This is a genomic window from Mycobacterium sp., from assembly GCF_035633495.1.
Lineage (GTDB): Bacteria > Actinomycetota > Actinomycetes > Mycobacteriales > Mycobacteriaceae > Mycobacterium.
Genome location: NZ_DASQEU010000098.1, coordinates 84,951 through 102,794, shown reverse-complemented (window position 1 = coordinate 102,794; position 17,844 = coordinate 84,951). Strand labels below are relative to the sequence as shown.

The window sequence follows — 17,844 nt, the reverse complement described above, 5'->3', positions numbered from 1 at the left end:
TGACGGTGGTGGTCGATCACGACAGTGGCCGGCTGGTGTGGGCCGCACCCGGGCGCGACACCAAGACGCTGCGGCGGTTCTTCGACGCCTTGGGCGCCCAGCGGTGCGCGCAGATCACCCACGTCTCCGCTGATGCCGCCGACTGGATCGCCGACGTCGTCGCCGAACGCTGCCCGGACGCGATCCGTTGTGCGGACCCGTTTCACGTGGTGGCCTGGGCCACCGAGGCGCTCGACGTCGAGCGGCGCCGGGCCTGGAACGACGCGCGAGCGCTGGCGCGCACCGAGCCCAAGTGGGGCCGGGGTCGGCCCGGCAAGGACACCGCGCCGCGGCCGGGGCACGAGCACGCCCGCAAGCTCAAGGGCGCCCGCTACGCGCTGTGGAAGAATCCCGAGGACCTCACCGACCGTCAGAACGCCAAACTGGCGTGGGTCGCCAAGACCGATACCCGCCTCTATCGTGCCTATCTGCTCAAAGAGGGCTTACGACATGTGTTCTCGGTCAAGGGCGAGGAAGGCAAACAGGCTCTGGACCGGTGGATCTCCTGGGCGCGTCGTTGTCGCATCCCGGTGTTCGTGGAACTGGCCGGCCGCATCGTTCGACACCGGGTGGCCATCAACGCCGCACTCGAACACGGCCTATCCCAAGGACTCATCGAATCCACCAACACCAAAATCCGGCTACTGACCCGAATCGCCTTCGGATTCCGCTCCCCAGAAGCACTCGTGGCCCTGGCCATGCTTGCCCTCGGCGGCCACCGCCCCGCGCTACCGGGACGCACCAAACACCCACGGATCCGTCAGTAGAGCCTGTTTTTTCGGCCCGATTTGGAACGGTTCCCGTTGGAGGCGGTCGTCACATGGGTTTAAGCGCGGATTGGCTGGGCATCCTTGCCTCGAATGATTACGGCGAATCGAGCGGGAGGTGCGACCATCAGCGCGAGCAAGCCCGCGGCGACGACCCTCGTCGATTGCTCTGGCGCACGATCAACTGATGATCGGAGTGCTCGTGGTTAGCTGGGAGCCCCCTCGGGGTAATCTCGCCTGGAGATCAGTTGGAGGGCGCGTGTCAGACGGTCAGTACGATCACGACGGGGGGCGTCGGAGCCCACGATCCGTCGAGGTGCGGGTCGCGGCGAAGCTGGAGAATCTTGCGGTGTTGCGCACCGTGGTGGGCGCCGTTGGGACGTACGAGGATCTCGACTTCGACAGCGTCGCCGACCTCCGCCTGGCGGTGGACGAAGCCTGTACCCGGCTGATCAGGTCGGCCACACCCGAGGCGACTCTCGTCCTGGTGGTGCATCCGCTCGAGGAGCAACTCGTCGTCGACGTCTCGACCGCTTGCTCGTCACCCGACATCGTCGTTCCCGGCAGCTTCAGCTGGCACGTCCTGAGTTCTCTGACCGACGAGGTCAGCATCTTCCACGACGGCCATGGCATTGAGGACTCGCAGGTCTTCGGCATATCCATGACGACGAGACGAGCGAGCTCGTTGCAGTGACGGCGTCGTCCTCTCGGGGTTCGGCTTCACGTTCGGACTCTGAATACGCGGACGTGGTCGTCATGTTCCGCGCGTTGCAGGAGCTGCGGGAGGGTTCCACCAAGTTCATGCGTCAGCGCGACGCGATCGTGGAACGATGCCTGCCGCTTGCCGACCACATCGCGAGGCGTTTCGACGGCCGCGGCGAGCCTCGTGACGATCTGGTCCAAGTGGCCCGGGTGGGTCTGGTCAATGCCGTCATCCGCTTCGACGTGGACGCCGGCTCGGACTTCGTGTCGTTCGCGGTGCCGACCATCATGGGTGAGGTTCGCCGCCACTTCCGGGACAACAGCTGGTCGGTGAAGGTGCCGCGTCGGCTCAAGGAACTCCACCTGCGACTCGGCGCGGCGACGGCCGAGTTGTCGCAGCGACTCGAGCGCGCCCCCACCCCGTCGGAACTGGCCGCGGAACTGGAGATGGACCGCGAGGAGATCGTCGAGGGCCTGGTGGCGGGCAGCTCCTACAACACGTTGTCGATCGATGGTGCGGGTGGCGGAACCGAAGAGGCCCCCGCCATCGCGGACACCCTTGGTGACGTCGACCTCAATCTCGACCAGATCGAGAACCGGGAGTCCTTGCGGCCCTTGCTCGCCAGCCTTCCCGAACGCGAGCGTCAGGTACTCCTTCTGCGGTTCTTCGAGTCGATGACGCAGACACAGATCGCGGAACGGGTGGGCATCTCTCAGATGCACGTGTCGCGGCTGCTTGCGAAATCGCTTGCGCGGCTGAGAGATCAACTCGAATAGCGGGCTCTACGACAGCCAACCCCGATAGACGTCCCAGGCGGCGCCTGTCGGCGCGGCATCGTCACGCGTGACCGTGGCCTGGATGAGGCCGTAGGGCCGGTCGTCGGCGTTGAAGACCTCCTTGTCGTTCTCCAGCCCGAACGGTGACAGGTCGTAGACGAAGTGGTGCTTGTTCGGCGCGGACAGTCGGACCTCCGCGATGAACGGGTACGTCTCGAGCACGGCCTTGCCCATCTCGAAGAGGGTCTGTTGCAGGGCGAGCGACTGGACGACGGCGAACTGTTTGACCAGTTGGGTCTTGACACCCGCGAAGGTCGCCTCCCAGTCGACGGTGGTGGAGGTGAACCGCCACTGTGCGACAAGCGATGTCGCCATCACCCGATCGTGCGTCGGCTCCAGGATGGTGTACGGGTCGCTTAGAAATCCGGTGAACTGTGAACCGGTGGACTTCAGGATGACCATGTCCTTGAGCCCGCCGACGACCCATTCGCCATCGGCATCGACGGTGATCGCGGCGGTACGGACCTCCTGGCCCTTGCGAATCCAGGTGTAGTCGTGCTCTGCGCCGTCGACGATCGCGCGCTCCCAGGCGTACTCCTCGATCTCGATGCGCGCGCCGTCGACCGGTTCGACGTCGTTGACGAAGTGCCGCGCCAGCGTCAGGCCATAGTCTTCGATCGACAGCAGGCCGTTGGACTTGGCGTAGGCGTAGGCGGTCTGCTTCTGCGTGTCGGTGGGCAGCACGTCGGATTGATCGCCCGCCAGGTGAGCTGCACTGAAATCGCCTCGTAGGCAGGTGGATACGTTGATGTCATGGATCTCGTGGCGTGGGGTGTCGCGATAGATCCTGACGACGCGACTCTCTGCCTTGCCGTACTGGTTCTTGCCCAGAATGATGTTGGACACCGCTCAACTCCCTCGGTAGGTGGAATAGGCATGGGGCGAGAGCAACACCGGGACGTGGTATCTGCCTGCTGCGTCGGTGATTTCGAACGCGACGACGATCTCGGGGTAGAACGTGGGAACGTCCAGCTCGGCGAAGTAGCTTCCCGTGTCGAAGTGCAGGCGGTATACCCCGGCGGGCAGGTCGTCGCCCAGGTTGGCGATGCGTCCGTCGTCGTTGGTGGCTGCGATTGTGAGCTGCGCGCCCGCGGCGTCGGTCAGGGTGACGGCGACACCTGCGGCGGGCTTGCCGGACATGGCGTCGAGGACGTGGGTGGAGAGACTCATGTCGTCGATCCTGACCGCGAGTGGCCACTTGCGACACGCAAAGCCGGGAAAACCGTTCGACAGCTGGCCACTCGGGGCGGGAGAAGTGTCATGTCGAGGGGGCGCTGAGCAGCCGTTCCAGTCGCAGCCGGTTGATCTCTGCCAACTCGCTGCGCATCACCCGCCGCTCGGTCTCGGCATCGTTGTGCAGGCGTTCGGTCAGGATGGCCAGCAGCTCTTCGGCGGACCGGCCGCTGGCGCACACCAGGTAGACGTACCCGAACTTCTCGTCGTACTCGGCGTTCCTCGTGGCCGATTCGGCTTTCACGGAATCGGCGGCCGTCACCACGGCGGCCTGTTCGCGCGCCGAGGACGCGTTGTCGACCTGGGCGCCGATCCGCGGATGACCGTCCAAGGCTGCGTCGATCTCAGCGTCGGGAAGCTCGGCAAGCACCCGGTCGGCGCGATCCAGCAGAGCATCGACGTCACGAAAGGGGCCACCGGCCAGCACCCGTTGCGCCCAGATGGTCGACGAGCACACGCCGAACAAAAGGTTCATGCGCTGGCGGTCAGTCAGCCCGTTGAGGCCGTCCAAGCCGAGAGCTCCCTGGGTGGGCATCTACTGCAATTCGTTGAGCCGGCCAAACCGCGCCGCGGCGATGGGGTTGGCGTCGGCCACCAGGTCGTCGAAGCGGTAGTTGGCGATCTTGGCGATTTCGATCAGCGCGAACGCCTTCTCCGCGGGTGTGGAGTTGTCCATCCGTGACCAGCCATTCTTGATCACGCGGTCGAAGTGTTCGGTTTCGCGCGCACAAATCACCAGCGGGAACCCGAAGTGCTCGCGATATGCGCCGGCAAGTTCGACGACGTCGTTGTGGTCCTCCTCGGCGAGATTGCTCAGTGCCACGTGGTCGACGGCGAGCGCGTGGCCCGTCTCGTCCTCGGCGCAGAGGTCGTGGAAGACGTTGATTAGCTGAAGCCGTTGCTCGGAGGACCCGGTCAACACCGCGTCCTGGAACGCCTCCGGCAATGCCCAGGTGTCGGCGAACGGACGCTGCTCGAAGGCCCGCTCGACGGCCCATGGAACGTCCTGCACCACGTGCCCGAACACCTCCATGAAGCGCTCCTCGGTCATCGAGTTCACTTCGTCGAGGCTAATGGTGCCGCCGCCCGCCACGCGGGGGCCCTTTCTGATGCCGAGATGGAAGAACACGACGTTGAGCAGGATGGCGGCCATCGCCCCGATGCTGATGCCACTGCCGAACGGCAGGTCGATGCCCGGCGGCATCGCCTTGGCGACGTCGGTATACGAGGTCACCCACAGCGCCAGCGCCAGGCTGGTCGTGACGATGATCAGGTTGCGGTGATCGGTGAAGTCGACCTTGCCGAGGGTCTGGATGCCGACCACCGCGACCGTCGCGAACAGCGTGAGTGCCGCGCCGCCGAGCACCGGATTCGGAATGGACGAGACGACGGCGGCCACCTTGGGCAGCGGGAGCACCTCGTCGCCGGGTGCACGCGCTTCCTCGGAGTCTTGGTGACCGGGGCGGACATCGGTCAAGAATCGACCAGGTTGATGATGTTCGCATGTCGAGGACGCGCTCCGTAGCCGGCGTGGTGCTGGCCGCAGGAGCTGGATCTCGCTACGGCATGCCGAAAGCCCTTGCGGATCAAGGGGAGTGGCTGCGCAGAGCGGTAGATGCCTTGGCCGACGGCGGATGTTCCGACGTCGTGGTGGTGTTGGGTGCCGCCCTGGTCGACGTTCCCCCACCCGCCCGCGCGGTGCTGGCCGAGGACTGGGCCACGGGCATGAGTGCCTCGCTGCGCGCCGGGATTGGTGCGGCGGGCGCCGCCGATGTGGTGCTTCTGCATCTGGTCGACACCCCGGACGTCGGCGCCGACGTCGTCGCCCGCGTCCTGAGCGCGGTGGGGTCGTCGACGTCGGGACTGGCCCGGGCCACCTACGGCGGACGGCCGGGTCATCCCGTGGCGATCGCACGGAGGCACTGGGCGGCTCTGTCGGCGACGCTACGCGACGACGAGGGAGCGCGCGTGTTTCTTAACGACCGGGAGGACGTGGTGGCCGTCGAATGCGGTGACCTCGCGAGCGGCGTGGACATCGACGAACGGTAGATAGCGATCCCCTCGGCGGTGGTGCACAGCTATGACGCGGGTCTGGGGACATCTCGCGGACGGTGGTCGGCGATCGGCTTCCCGGGGGGATGGCGCCTCTTGCGCCACGAGGTGAGAGGTCGTTCGCCATGGGAACGAAGAAGATCGTCGTGCTGATCGATGCGCCGCACCATGATGGGGTGGGCGATCGCGGGCGACGGGCGGGAGGTCCGCGGCGACGACACCTCGCACGCGTCGACCCGTGGCGTAAGCAGGTCAGCGGTCACGAGGGCGTCGTCATCCGGGAATGGTGCAACGACAACGACAACGGCTACCGCATCGGCAGGCGGGGGCCGCTGCCGTTCGGCGCGGTGGATGCCTACAGGTCTGCGAACTTCGAGGGCTAGAGCAATCCCAGCGCGGCGACGGCCGCGCGTTCCCCTTCGAGTTCGGCGACCGATGCGTCGATGCGGGCGCGGGAGAAATCGTTGATGTCCAGGCCCTCCACGATCTGCCATGCGCCGTCGACCGCACGGACGGGCAGCGACGCCACGACGCCCTGGGGGATGCCGTAGACGCCGGGCGAGGGCAGCGCCACCGACGTCCAGTCGTCTGCATCGGTGCCGTCCACCCAGTCGCGGACGTGGTCGATGGCCGCGTTGGCGGCCGACGCGGCTGACGACGTGCCGCGGGCCTCGATGATGGCCGTGCCGCGTTTGGCCACCGTGGGGATGAAATCCTTTGTCAGCCAGTCGGTGTCGGCCGCGTACTCGGCGCCTGGCCGGCCACCGACGTCGGCGTGGAAGATGTCGGGGTACATGGTCGGGGAGTGGTTGCCCCACACCGTCACCCGCGAGACGTCGGTTATGTGGACCCGCGCATGTGCGGCGAGCGCGGCGACGGCACGGTTGTGGTCGAGTCTTGTCAGCGCGGTGAATCGTTCTGCCGGGATGTCGGGCGCGTGGGCGGAGGCGACGAGTGCATTGGTGTTGGCGGGGTTGCCAACCACCGCGATGCGGACGTCCGACGATGCGCCCGCGTTGAGCGCCCTGCCGGCCTCGGCGAAGATCGCGGCGTTGGCGGCCAGCAGGTCGGCGCGCTCCATCCCCTTGCTCCGGGGCTTGGCACCCACGAGCAGGGCGACGTCGACGCCATCGAACGCACGGACGGGGTCGTCGTGGATCTCCACCCCGGCGAGCAGGTCGAAGGCGCTGTCGATGAGTTCCATCACCACGCCCTCGGCCGCGCGGACTGCCGACGGCAGCTCGAGCAGTCGCAGCGTCACCGGTACGCTCCGACCCAGCAGTGCGCCCGCACCGATCCGGAACAGTGCGGCATAGCCGATCTGGCCCGCGGCGCCGGTCACCGTGACGACCTTGGGTTTCGGCTGGGCGACCGTCACGTCGACACCCGAATGTTGAGGATCTCGGAGGCGTAACGGCGGACGGTGTCCTCGGACATGGCCGCTGCATCCTCGTGCCCTGGGCGCGCCCTGCTACCCATGAACCCCGATTTGGGGTCCAGGGTTATCTCGGCGAGCAGCTCACCGGTGGACGGTTCGCACACGGCCCACGTGTACAGGGTGTCGTCGGTCCAGCCGTCCTCGGCCTCGTCGATGTAGTCGAGGTCGGTCTCTCCGAGCTCGGCGAGTGCTGGTCGGTCGTCCACGCGGTCGTCGTAGCGCAGCGCCCGCAGGTACCACGTTCCGTTGTTGATCTCGACGGGTTCCACGTCGGGGCGAGCCGTCAGTCCTTGATCTCGGCGAGCATGGTGCCTTGAGTGACGGCCGCACCCGGCTCGACGGCGAGCCCGGTGATGGTCCCGTCCTTGTGGGCCGTCACGGGGTTCTCCATCTTCATGGCCTCGAGGACGGCGACGAGGTCACCGGCCGACACCTGCTGGCCCTCTTCGACGGCCACCTTGACGACGGTGCCCTGCATGGGGGCCGTGACGGCGTCACCCGACGCCGCGGCGCCGTTCCTCGCGCCCCGCTTGCGCGGCTTGGGCTTCTTGCGGATCACGCCGGGTGCTGCGCCGCCTCCACCACCGATGGCCAGATCACCGGGCAGGGATACCTCGACGCGGCGTCCGCCGACCTCGACGACGACCTTCTGCCTGGGCAGGCTGTCCTCCTCGTCGACGGGCTCGCCCGCGGTGAACGGTTCCACGGTGTTGTCCCACTCGGTCTCGATCCACCGGGTGTGCACCGTGAAGCCGTTGTCGTCGCCGATGAACGCCGGGTCGGACACCACCGCGCGGTGGAACGGGATGACGGTCGCCAGACCCTCGACGTCGAACTCGGCCAGCGCGCGACGCGACCGGTCCAAGGCCTCCTCGCGGGTGGCGCCGGTGACGATCAGCTTGGCCAGCATCGAATCGAACTGGCCGCCGATCACCGAGCCGGTCTCGACACCGGAGTCCAGGCGCACGCCCGGGCCGGTCGGCGGGTCGAACTTGGTGACGGGACCCGGTGCGGGCAGGAAGCCACGGCCGGCGTCCTCACCGTTGATGCGGAACTCGAACGAGTGACCGCGGGGGGTGGGGTCCTCGGTGATGTCGAGAGCCTCGCCGTTGGCGATCCGGAATTGCTGGCGCACCAAGTCGATCCCCGAGGTCTCCTCGGTGACCGGGTGCTCGACCTGCAGGCGGGTGTTGACCTCCAGGAACGAGACCAGTCCGTCCTGGCCGACGAGGTACTCGACGGTCCCCGCGCCGTAGTAGCCGGCTTCCTTGCAGATGCGCTTGGCGGACTCGTGGATCTCCTTGCGCTGCGCATCGGAGAGGAATGGAGCAGGCGCTTCCTCCACCAGCTTCTGGAAGCGTCGCTGCAACGAGCAGTCGCGCGTGCCGGCGACGACGACGTTGCCGTGGGTATCGGCGATGACCTGAGCCTCGACGTGGCGTGGCTTGTCCAGGTAGCGCTCGACGAAGCACTCACCGCGGCCGAACGCCGAGACGGCCTCTCGGGTCGCGGAGTCGAACAGCTCGGGGATCTCCTCGATGGTGCGGGCGACCTTCATGCCGCGACCACCGCCACCGAACGCGGCCTTGATGGCGATCGGGACGCCGTACTCCGTGGCGAACGCGACGATCTCGTCGGCGTTCCTGACCGGGTCGGGGGTGCCGGGGACCAGCGGCGCGTCGGCCTTCGCGGCGATGTGGCGGGCGGTCACCTTGTCGCCGAGGTCGCGGATCGACTGCGGGCTGGGTCCGATCCAGATGAGGTTGGCATCGAGGACGGCTTGGGCGAAGTCGGCGTTCTCGGAGAGGAACCCGTAGCCGGGGTGGATGGCGTTCGCGCCCGACTTGTGGGCTGCGTCGAGGATCTTGACGAAGTCGAGGTAGGACTCCGCCGAGGTCTGGCCACCCAGGGCGAAGGCCTCGTCGGCGAGGCGGACGTGTGGTGCGTCGGCATCGGGATCGGCGTACACGGCCACGCTGGCCAGCCCCGCGTCCTTGGCGGCCCGGATCACCCGGACGGCGATCTCGCCACGGTTGGCGACGAGCACCTTGGAGATCTTCGAGCTGGCGTGACTTGGCACTGCGCCTCCTGATGGCATGTCTCTAAGAAACCTCTTTAAGAATGTATCGGAGGCAGTTTAAGCGGCGGGACCGAGTACCGCGTCAAGCGGTGTCCGTTACTCGCCGGTAGGTTTACCTGCCGCTCATCAGGTTTCGCGGAGCCGTCGTTTGATCCGGGTCAACATCGCAGACATCCCGCGCAACCGCAGTGGGCTGATCAACTTGGCCAGGCCGAGGTCTGCGTAGAAGTCGTCGGGCACGGCGAGGATCTCGTCGGCCGAATGCTCGTCTAGGCCCGCGGCCAGGATCGCCGCGAACCCCCGCGTGGTCGGCGCCTCCGCCGGCGCGCTGAAGTACAACCGGACGTGGTCACGGTCAGCGGCGTCGACGTGCAGAAACAATGGTGACTGACACTCGGGCACCGGCTCCATGGCGGCCTCTTCGAGGTCGGCCGGTATGGGTGGCAGGTCGTTCGCGAACTCGAGCAGGAGGTGGAGTTTGTCCTGGCCTTGCATGTCGGCGAAGTCCGACACGACCTCGGCCAGCGCGGCCGGCATCGTCATGGCGCTTCGCCGGGCTCTTCTCCGACGGCGACGGGGACGCGCACCGCGTTACCCCATTCGGTCCACGAACCGTCGTAGTTGCGCACGCCCTCCTTGCCAAGCAGGTGGGTCAGCACGAACCAGGTGTGACTGGAGCGCTCACCGATGCGGCAGTACACGACGGTCTTGTCGTCCGGCTGCAGGAATCCGTACAGCTCCTCGAGTTCGGCCCGGCTGCGGAACTGCCCGCTGTCCAGCGCGGCCTTGGCCCACGGGATCGACATCGCCGTCGGGATGTGGCCGCCACGCAGTGCGCCCTCTTCGGGGTAGTCCGGCATATGGGTGCGTTCCCCGGTGTACTCCAGGGGGGAGCGGACGTCGATTAGAGGCTGGCGTCCGAGGATCGCCAGCACGTCGTCCTTGTAGGCGCGGATCGGGGCATCGTCGCGCTCGACGACCGGGTAGCCCGTCGTCTGCTTCGACGGCACGTCGAGGTTGGTATCGCGGCCGTTGGACACCCACAGGTCGCGTCCACCGTCGAGCAGCCTGACGTCGGGATGACCGAACAGGGTGAACACCCAGAGTGCATAGGCCGCCCACCAGTTGCTCTTGTCGCCATAGATCACGACGGTGTCGTCCCGGCTGATGCCCTTGCGATCCATCAACGCGGCGAACTGCGCCCCGTCGATGTAGTCGCGGACGTGCGGGTCGTTGAGGTCGGTGTGCCAGTCGATCTTCACGGCGCCGGGAATGTGCCCGGTGTCGTAGAGCAGGACGTCCTCGTCGGACTCCACGATGGCGAGACCCGGTCGGCCGATGTTGCCCGCCAGCCAGTCGGCGGTGACCAATCGTTCCGGGTGGGCATAGGCAGCCAGGGATGGTGACGGGTCTGCAGGTAGCGGCACGCGAACGAGCCTACCGGCTCGCCTGCTGCGGGCCAGATCCTCACCGACGCTCGATGCGACCGAGACCATCTGGGCGATCTCCCGGATGGTGTGATCCTCACCGGTGCCGACGTTGACCTGACGAGGTCCGTCGGAGTGTTCCAGCAGGTGCAGGCAGGCGCCCGCGAGATCGTCGACGTGCAGGAACTCCCGGCGCGGGCTGCCGCTGCCCCAGTTGGTGACGACCAGGGCAGAATCTCAGTTGCCCGCATGGTTTGCTTCCGCGCGGAGGCCGGGGCTCGCAGCGTCAGTTGGCGGCGGCGTTTGCGCGCCAGAGACCCGCAACGGTGAGGCCGACCCGTTCGAAGAGGGTCCGCATCAATGGCAGCCCGATGCCGATCACCGTCGACGGATCCCCCTCGACGCCGTCGACGAACCAGCCGCCGAGGCCATCGAGCGTGAAGCCCCCTGCCACGGCGGTGGGTTCACCGCTGCGGGCATAGGCCTCTACGTCCGCGTCCGACGGGTGACCGAAGTGCACGGTGGTCACCGCGTGCTCCGCGGCTCGGGCCTCGATCTGATTGGCGCGCAGGCGAATCACGCTGTGCCCGGTGTAGAGCTCGCCCGACGTGCCGGCCATCGCCCGCCAGCCCTCGATCGCGGCTGCCTCGGTCGAAGGCTTCCCCCACAGGCGACCGGCGCGGTACAGCATCGAATCACAGCCGATGACAACGCAATCCGCGCTCAACTGGGCGTCCAACGTATGCGCCACGGCCTCGGCCTTCGCGGTGGCGAGGGCGGTCGTCACGATCGCGGGGCCGGCGTCAGCCGGCAACGACGCGGCGAATGCGTCTTCGTCGACGCCGGACACCATCACCAGCGGGTCGATGCCCGCGCCTCGCAGGACCTTCCGCCGGCCGGCGGATGCCGACGCGAGGATCACCCGCGTCATCGGCGAACGTGCGTGCGTTCCAACTGAGTCACGCGCTGCCAGCTGACTACCGAATAGCGCAGCTTGTCCACCGGATGACCCCACAGATTGAGTTCCTGCGGACCGGGCTCCGTGGTACCGCCGCTGCCGCCGGCGAGCACGGTCACTAGCGCGGCCAGGTCCTCGTCGCTGGGGTTGCCCTTGAGGATCCTGATCTCGGGCACCGACGAGTCGATGGGGGCGTCGATGGTGAGGTTCTGCGGGTCGGAGACCTCGGTGATGTCGACGTCTTGTGACACGGGAAGTCCGTTCGTCGGGGGGCGGGCAGGTTTACGCCGGGAGGCTTACAGAGGAATGTTGCCGTGCTTCTTGGGCGGCAGTTGCACGATCTTGCGCTCCAGTAGGCGTAGCGCGGCCGCGATGTAACCGCGGGTGTGCGACGGCGGGATGACCGCGTCGACATAGCCCCGCTCGGCGGCCACGTAGGGATTGACCAAGGTGTCCTCGTAGTCCTGCTGTAACTCCAGGCGAAGCGCGTCGACGTCGGCTCCCTCCTTGGCGGCTTCCTTGAGCTGACCGCGGTAGACGAAGCCGACGGCACCGGAGGCGCCCATCACGGCGATCTGCGCGGTCGGCCAGGCGACGTTGACATCGCAGCCCATGTCCTTGGAGCCCATGACGCAGTACGCGCCGCCGTAGGCCTTGCGGGTGATGACGGTGATCTTGGCGACGGTCGCCTCACCGTAGGCGTACAGGAGCTTGGCGCCACGCCGGATGATGCCGTTGTACTCCTGGTCGGTGCCCGGCAGGAAGCCCGGGACGTCCACCAGCATGATGATCGGGATGTTGAAGCAGTCGCAGGTCCGCACGAACCGCGCCGCCTTCTCCGAGGCGTTGATGTCCAGGCAGCCGGCGAACTGGGTGGGCTGGTTGGCGACGATGCCCACGGTGCGGCCGTCGACCCGTCCGAAGCCGACGACGATGTTGCCTGCGTAACCGGCCTGCACTTCGAGGAACTCGTCGTCGTCGAGGATGCGGGTGATCACCTCGTGCATGTCGTAGGGCTGGTTCGGCGAATCGGGGATCAGCGTGTCGAGCTCGAGGTCCTCGTCGGTGAGGTTGTCCTCGACGGCGCCAGGATGGGGCGGGGCCGGGTAGCGCGGCGGCTCGGACGCACTGTTGGGCGGCAGGTAGCTGAGCAGGTCGCGGACGTAGTCGAAGGCATCCTGCTCACCGGAGGCCACGTAGTGCGCGGTGCCCGACTTGGCCATGTGGGTGTGCGCACCACCAAGTTCCTCCATGGTCACCTCTTCACCGGTGACCGTCTTGATGACGTCCGGACCGGTGATGAACATCTGACTGGTCTGGTCGACCATCACCACGAAGTCGGTGAGCGCGGGGGAGTAGACGTGCCCGCCGGCGGCGGCGCCCATGATAAGCGAGATTTGCGGGATGACGCCTGAGGCCAGGATGTTGTTGCGGAAGATCTTGCTGTACAGGCCCAGCGAGACGACACCCTCCTGGATGCGCGCGCCCGCTCCGTCGTTGATGCCGATCAAGGGACGGCCGGTCTTGATGGCCAGTTCCTGCACCTTGACGATCTTCTCGCCGTAGACCTCGCCGAGGCTGCCGCCGAACACGGTGGCGTCCTGGCTGAAGATGCAGACGTCGCGTCCGTCGATGGTGCCGTAGCCGGTGACCACGCCGTCACCGACTGGGCGGTTCGCGTCGAGCCCGAAGTTCTTGCTGCGGTGCTTGGCCAGCGCGTCGAGCTCGACGAACGACCCCTCGTCCAGCAGTGCGAAGACGCGCTCGCGTGCAGTCAGCTTGCCCTTCGCGTGCACCTTCTCGACGGCCTCTTCACCGACCGGGTGCAGCGTTTCATCGGCCCGCTTGCGGAGATCGGCGAGCTTGCCCGCCGTGGTGTGGATGTCGATCTCGGCCCCGGCTGCGGTCTTGTCGGTTTCGGTGACGCTCGTCATGGGTGTCGATGCTATCGGCAGTGGGTGCAGGTGACCGATCGCCCCCGAACAGTCCGCGGCATGCCACGGACTGACAGCACCCGACGTGCGTCGGGCCTATTTGCGAAAATGTTGCTGGGCAAAATTTGCCGGATTCGCTTCGCCGAGGTTTCCGACATGTCATTAGTACCCTGATCTAGCAGGATCGATCGTGCTAGACGGTTGGACGACCACAGCAAGGAATTCACAGTTGTGCGCGTGCGCGGGCGCACGGGTTGGCCAGTGCGTGGCTAAGTGAGTTTGCCCACAGTAAAGTCTTCGCAGAAGAAACAGCATGCACGACTGCGCCAGCAGGCGACTTACCCGCAGCGCATGTGATGCGCATCACAATAATCGAAGTACTACGGTGGCAATGAACCCTACATCGATGCCGAGTGGACGAGGGCGGCCGTCGAAAGGGCGTGCTAATTGGGCGGGACCATCACCATCCGCTTCGATCCGAGGGCGGACACAATCCGTGCGACGGTCTGGACGTGATCCGCGGGATGACTGGTCGATTCGAGGGAAAGCCCGTCCAAAATGACTGCTGAAGGTGCGCGGGACCCTCTCGACGAGGCGGCGTTGCGCGCACGCATACTCGGTGCGTCGGGTTGGCGCCGGTTGAGTGTCGTGCCCGAAACCGGTTCGACCAACGCGGATCTGATCGCGCGGGCTTCGGCCGGTGAGGACGTCTCCTGGGCCGTGCTCATCGCCGAGAACCAGACTGCAGGCCGTGGTCGCAACGGCCGCAGCTGGTCGGCGGTGCCTGGAGCGCAGATCACCATGTCGGTCGGCGTGCCCGCGGACGGCACGCCCGCGGCCGCATGGGGATGGGTGCCCCTGGCGGCGGGTCTCGCCGTCGTCGACGCCGTCGCCGAGGTCACCGGGATCCGGACGGGGCTCAAGTGGCCCAACGACGTCCTCGCGGCCAACGACGGTCGCAAACTCGCAGGCATCCTTGCCGAGGTGGCGACGCCCGCGTCGGTCATCGTCGTCGGCATCGGACTCAACGTCTCGCTCCGGGCTGACGAGCTGCCCGAGCCGACGGCCACCTCGCTGACGGTTCTCGGCGCCGCCGAACCTGACCGTGCGGCACTCATCGGCGCTTTGTTGCGGGAGCTGAGCCGGCGCGTCGAAGGCCTCAAGGCGGCGGGTGGGGCGGACGAGGCGCTGATGGCGGACTATGTCGCGAACAGCCTCACGATCTGCTCACGCGTGCGGGCCACGCTGCCCGGTGACCGGCAGGTGGTGGGCGACGCGTTGGCCATCGACGACCAGGGTCGCCTGCGCATCGACACCGGCTGCGAGGTCGTCGTGGTGTCCGCCGGAGACATCGTGCACCTTCGCCCCGGGTAGCCGATTACGGCTGGGTAGAGTGCCATCGTGGGCTATCCGGACAACGTGCTGGCCGCAGACGAGCGTGTCGTACTGCATCGCCATCCGCACTGGAAGCGATTGATCGGCCCGGTGTTCGTGCTCCTACTGGCGACGGCCGTGGCGGGTTTCGGCTTGGGCGTGGTCAATCACATGACCTGGGATCAGATGGCGAAGAACATCGTGATGATCGTCATTGGGGTGATCTGGCTGATTCTCGTCGGGTGGCTCACGTTGTGGCCGGTCTTGAATTGGCGCTCAACGCATTTCGTCATCACTGACCGCCGGGTGATGTTCCGCCACGGGGTCATGACGCGCTCCGGCATCGACATTCCGCTGGCGCGGATCAACAGCGTGGAGTTCCGTCACGGCCTGATCGATCGCGTACTCCGCACCGGAACCCTGATCATCGAGTCAGCCTCGCAAGATCCCCTGGAATTTCACGACATTCCGCGTGTGGAGCAGGTTCACTCACTGCTCTATCATGAAGTCTTCGACACGCTCGGCTCGGAGGAATCGCCCAGCTGAGCTGCGCGCCGCGCCCGGCGGCCTCGAAGCGGGGTGACCGTGTTTCTGGTGTGGCCCTGCTCGATCTCGTCCTCGAGCGCCTCGGCGAGCCCGCCCGCGGTGATTGACGCCTCGACCGCCTTGTCCGGGGCGCGGCCGAACTCGTCGGGGAACACCCAACGCCGGAACGCCCAAAACCGGAACGCCATCTGCAGCAGGTTGCCGATGATGTAGGCGGAGATGAAGTCGGCGATGTTCTCCATCGTCAGGCTCACCATGGGGACTCGCAGTTCCAGCACGTAACTGGAGAACCACAGCGGCGCCATGCAGATCATGACGCCGATACTGCTGACGCCGAAGAACAGCAGCGCTTCGTGATGGCGCTCGCGACCGCCGCGGTCCCGGAAGCTCCATTCCCGATTGAGGATGTAGGACGCGATCACGGCGACGATGCCGGAGATGATCTTGGCCGTGACCGGCTTCGGCTCGAGGATCGTCAGCTTGAGCGTGTAGAAGATCGCGGAGTCGATGATGAACGTCGTGCCACCGACGATCGCGAACTTGATGAGCTCGTGATGCCGCTCGGCGTAGGGCCGAACCATGCGCTGTAGGCGCGCGATGGTGGCATCGGTGAAAGACACAAGAGGGCAGTCTACGGAAATCAGGCATCTGACGCGTAGCCGTGCAGGTCGCGACGGGTCCGCCCAAGGATCGGGACCATGACAACATAGGACCGTGAGTGCACCTCCAGTCGTAGCCATGATCGGCGGCGGCCAGTTGGCCAGGATGACCCACCAGGCCGCCGTCGCATTGGGCCAGACCCTGCGGGTGCTGGCCGCTTCGCCGGACGATCCCGCCGCCCAGGTCACCCCCGACGTGGTCATCGGCTCGCACACCGACGCCGACGCGCTGGCCCGCGCCGCCGCGGGTGCCTCGGCCTTGACCTTCGACCACGAGCACGTCCCCACCGACTTGTTGCAAGTGCTCGTCGATCAGGGCGTGAACGTCGCACCGCCGCCGCAGGCGCTGGTTCACGCCCAGGACAAGCTGGTGATGCGCCGTCGGCTCGAGGCGCTCGGAGCGCCCATTCCCCGGTTCGCGGAGGTCACCGCGCCCTCTGACGTAGACGCCTTCGCGGCGCGGGTAGGCGGGCCGATCGTCGTCAAGACCGTTCGCGGTGGATACGACGGGCGCGGCGTCACGCTGGCCAAGGACCTCGCCGAGGCGCGCGCGGTGGCCGAGCGCTACCTCGCCGACGGCACCGCGGTCCTGGTCGAGGAACGGGTCGACATGCGGCGCGAGCTGTCGGCGTTGGTCGCGCGGTCGCCGTTCGGGCAGGGTGCGGCGTGGCCCGTCGTGCAGACGGTGCAGCGGGACGGCATCTGCGTGGAGGTCATCGCACCAGCGCCCGATCTCGACGCCGAACTCGGCTCCGCAGCGGAGCAGCTGGGCCTGCGCATTGCCGGCGAGCTGGGAGTCGTGGGCGTGCTCGCGGTGGAGTTGTTCGAGACGGTCGAGGGCACGCTGCTGGTCAACGAGCTGGCGATGCGCCCGCACAACTCCGGGCACTGGACCATGAACGGCGCCGTCACCAGCCAGTTCGAGCAGCATTTGCGGGCGGTCCTGGACTATCCGCTGGGGGCCACCGGGCCTATCGCACCGGTCACGGTGATGGCCAACGTGCTCGGCGCACCACAGGCGCCCCCGATGAGCATGGACGAGCGGCTGCATCACCTCTTCGCGCGGGCACCCGAGGCGAACGTGCATCTCTACGGCAAGTCCGAACGCCCAGGGCGCAAGATCGGCCACGTCAACGTGCTCGGTGCGGCCTCGGGCTCACTGGACGACGCCGACTACGTCGCCGAGGTCCGGGAACGTGCCGTTCGCGCGGCGCACTGGTTGTCTCGTGGCGAATGGACGGACGGATGGAATGAACATGCCGAATAGCGCCCGGGTCGGCGTCATAATGGGCAGCGACAGCGACTGGTCGGTGATGGAGGACGCGGCGGCGGCCCTCGCGGAATTCGACGTGCCCTTCGAAGTCGGCGTGGTGTCCGCGCACCGCACGCCCGGCCGCATGCTCGACTACGCGCGAAGCGCCGCGGACCGGGGCATCGAGGTCGTCATCGCCGGGGCGGGCGGTGCAGCCCATCTCCCGGGCATGGTCGCTTCGGCCACCCCGCTGCCGGTGATCGGCGTTCCCGTGCCGCTCGCGCAACTCGACGGTCTCGATGCCCTGTTGTCGATCGTGCAGATGCCCGCCGGGGTGCCGGTCGCGACGGTGTCGATCGGTGGCGCCCGCAACGCCGGTCTGCTCGCGGTGCGCATCCTCGGCGCATCGGACCTGGGCCTGCGGCGCCGGATGGAGGCCTTCCAGGCGAGTCTGGAAGACATGGTGCTGGAAAAGGATGCGGCGCTGCGGGAGCGACTGTTGGGTCCGTGACTCAGCGGAGTAAAGTTACCGGCGAGTGGCGAGGA

At 66.9% G+C, this 17,844-nt stretch carries 21 protein-coding genes and 2 pseudogenes; 9 read left to right on the top strand and 14 right to left on the bottom strand.

All coding sequences use genetic code 11. From position 1 onward, the window contains the following. The 3 genes from VET27_RS15330 to VET27_RS15320 all read left to right on the top strand — a co-directional run. Window positions 1-806: ISL3 family transposase (locus tag VET27_RS15330; RefSeq protein WP_526519517.1), on the top strand; the 806-nt coding region annotated here is incomplete at its 5' end. Between the two features lie 259 nt (window positions 807-1,065). After that, a complete protein-coding gene (locus VET27_RS15325; protein ID WP_526519515.1) occupies window positions 1,066-1,500 on the top strand; it encodes an ATP-binding protein in 435 nt (144 codons plus the stop codon). Next, window positions 1,497-2,285, top strand: a complete 789-nt coding sequence (locus VET27_RS15320) for an RNA polymerase sigma factor SigF (protein WP_526519513.1) — start codon at window positions 1,497-1,499, stop codon at window positions 2,283-2,285. Before VET27_RS15325 ends, VET27_RS15320 begins: the two co-directional genes overlap by 4 nt. A gap of 6 nt (window positions 2,286-2,291) precedes the next feature. On the opposite strand, the gene pucL is transcribed toward VET27_RS15320, so the two are convergent. From pucL to VET27_RS15300, 4 genes and pseudogenes are all read right to left on the bottom strand, one after another. Then, the gene (gene pucL / locus VET27_RS15315; protein ID WP_526519510.1) at window positions 2,292-3,191 is read right to left on the bottom strand and encodes a factor-independent urate hydroxylase; all 900 of its coding nucleotides are present in this window, start codon (window positions 3,189-3,191) and stop codon (window positions 2,292-2,294) included. Window positions 3,192-3,194: 3 nt separating this feature from the next. Further along, a complete protein-coding gene (gene uraH, locus VET27_RS15310; protein ID WP_526519508.1) occupies window positions 3,195-3,515 on the bottom strand; it encodes a hydroxyisourate hydrolase in 321 nt (106 codons plus the stop codon). Window positions 3,516-3,603: 88 nt separating this feature from the next. After that, window positions 3,604-4,113: a 2-oxo-4-hydroxy-4-carboxy-5-ureidoimidazoline decarboxylase gene (gene uraD, locus VET27_RS15305; protein ID WP_526519506.1), complete on the bottom strand. Its 510-nt coding sequence runs from the start codon at window positions 4,111-4,113 to the stop codon at window positions 3,604-3,606. Further along, window positions 4,114-4,986, bottom strand: a pseudogene (locus VET27_RS15300) (solute carrier family 23 protein); the annotation flags it as partial. 95 nt (window positions 4,987-5,081) lie between these two features. Between VET27_RS15300 and VET27_RS15295 the strand changes: the two are divergent. Then, complete coding sequence (locus VET27_RS15295) at window positions 5,082-5,627, top strand: nucleotidyltransferase family protein (protein WP_526519504.1); 546 nt, start codon at window positions 5,082-5,084, stop codon at window positions 5,625-5,627. 128 nt (window positions 5,628-5,755) lie between these two features. Further along, window positions 5,756-6,013 (top strand): hypothetical protein, encoded by a 258-nt coding sequence (locus VET27_RS15290; protein ID WP_526519502.1) that lies wholly within the window; start codon window positions 5,756-5,758, stop codon window positions 6,011-6,013. Here the strand turns inward: VET27_RS15290 and VET27_RS15285 are convergent. The 9 genes and pseudogenes from VET27_RS15285 to VET27_RS15245 all read right to left on the bottom strand — a co-directional run bounded on the left by VET27_RS15285 (window position 6,010) and on the right by VET27_RS15245 (window position 13,467). After that, window positions 6,010-7,008 carry a malate dehydrogenase gene (locus VET27_RS15285; RefSeq protein WP_526519500.1) on the bottom strand — a complete coding sequence of 333 codons (999 nt, stop codon included), beginning with the start codon at window positions 7,006-7,008 and terminating at the stop codon, window positions 6,010-6,012. The genes VET27_RS15290 and VET27_RS15285 overlap by 4 nt on opposite strands. Further along, window positions 7,005-7,337, bottom strand: a complete 333-nt coding sequence (locus VET27_RS15280) for a hypothetical protein (RefSeq protein ID WP_526519498.1) — start codon at window positions 7,335-7,337, stop codon at window positions 7,005-7,007. The genes VET27_RS15285 and VET27_RS15280 overlap by 4 nt, the downstream gene beginning before the upstream one ends. Window positions 7,338-7,351: 14 nt before the next feature. Continuing rightward, window positions 7,352-9,148: an acetyl/propionyl/methylcrotonyl-CoA carboxylase subunit alpha gene (locus tag VET27_RS15275; RefSeq protein WP_526519496.1), complete on the bottom strand. Its 1,797-nt coding sequence runs from the start codon at window positions 9,146-9,148 to the stop codon at window positions 7,352-7,354. A 126-nt stretch (window positions 9,149-9,274) separates the two neighbouring features. Next, on the bottom strand, window positions 9,275-9,691 hold the full coding sequence (locus VET27_RS15270) for a SufE family protein (RefSeq protein WP_526519494.1): 417 nt from the start codon (window positions 9,689-9,691) through the stop codon (window positions 9,275-9,277). Then, window positions 9,688-10,575, bottom strand: a complete 888-nt coding sequence (locus VET27_RS15265) for a sulfurtransferase (protein ID WP_526519492.1) — start codon at window positions 10,573-10,575, stop codon at window positions 9,688-9,690. The genes VET27_RS15270 and VET27_RS15265 overlap by 4 nt, the downstream gene beginning before the upstream one ends. A gap of 42 nt (window positions 10,576-10,617) precedes the next feature. Further along, window positions 10,618-10,797 (bottom strand): annotated as a pseudogene (locus VET27_RS15260) (NAD-dependent epimerase/dehydratase family protein); the annotation flags it as partial. A 64-nt stretch (window positions 10,798-10,861) separates the two neighbouring features. Beyond that, window positions 10,862-11,506, bottom strand: coding sequence for a nucleoside triphosphate pyrophosphatase (locus tag VET27_RS15255; RefSeq protein ID WP_526519490.1), 645 nt, complete (start codon window positions 11,504-11,506; stop codon window positions 10,862-10,864). Further along, window positions 11,503-11,784, bottom strand: coding sequence for an acyl-CoA carboxylase epsilon subunit (locus VET27_RS15250; RefSeq protein WP_526519488.1), 282 nt, complete (start codon window positions 11,782-11,784; stop codon window positions 11,503-11,505). The genes VET27_RS15255 and VET27_RS15250 overlap by 4 nt, the downstream gene beginning before the upstream one ends. Before the next feature lie 45 nt (window positions 11,785-11,829). Beyond that, the gene (locus VET27_RS15245) at window positions 11,830-13,467 is read right to left on the bottom strand and encodes an acyl-CoA carboxylase subunit beta (RefSeq protein WP_526519486.1); all 1,638 of its coding nucleotides are present in this window, start codon (window positions 13,465-13,467) and stop codon (window positions 11,830-11,832) included. 558 nt (window positions 13,468-14,025) lie between these two features. Here VET27_RS15245 and VET27_RS15240 point away from each other — a divergent pair. Next, window positions 14,026-14,841 (top strand): biotin--[acetyl-CoA-carboxylase] ligase, encoded by an 816-nt coding sequence (locus VET27_RS15240; RefSeq protein ID WP_526519484.1) that lies wholly within the window; start codon window positions 14,026-14,028, stop codon window positions 14,839-14,841. A 27-nt stretch (window positions 14,842-14,868) separates the two neighbouring features. Continuing rightward, entirely contained in the window at window positions 14,869-15,387 is a 519-nt protein-coding gene (locus tag VET27_RS15235) for a PH domain-containing protein (RefSeq protein WP_526519482.1), read from the top strand. On the opposite strand, the gene VET27_RS15230 is transcribed toward VET27_RS15235, so the two are convergent. Further along, the gene (locus VET27_RS15230; RefSeq protein WP_526519479.1) at window positions 15,342-16,007 is read right to left on the bottom strand and encodes a GtrA family protein; all 666 of its coding nucleotides are present in this window, start codon (window positions 16,005-16,007) and stop codon (window positions 15,342-15,344) included. The two genes, VET27_RS15235 and VET27_RS15230, sit on opposite strands and share 46 nt — an antisense overlap. A gap of 118 nt (window positions 16,008-16,125) precedes the next feature. On the opposite strand from VET27_RS15230, the gene VET27_RS15225 reads away from it, so the two are divergent. Further along, on the top strand, window positions 16,126-17,313 hold the full coding sequence (locus VET27_RS15225; RefSeq protein ID WP_526519553.1) for a 5-(carboxyamino)imidazole ribonucleotide synthase: 1,188 nt from the start codon (window positions 16,126-16,128) through the stop codon (window positions 17,311-17,313). After that, on the top strand, window positions 17,297-17,809 hold the full coding sequence (gene purE / locus VET27_RS15220) for a 5-(carboxyamino)imidazole ribonucleotide mutase (protein ID WP_526519477.1): 513 nt from the start codon (window positions 17,297-17,299) through the stop codon (window positions 17,807-17,809). The genes VET27_RS15225 and purE overlap by 17 nt, the downstream gene beginning before the upstream one ends. Window positions 17,810-17,844: the final 35 nt, after the last annotated feature.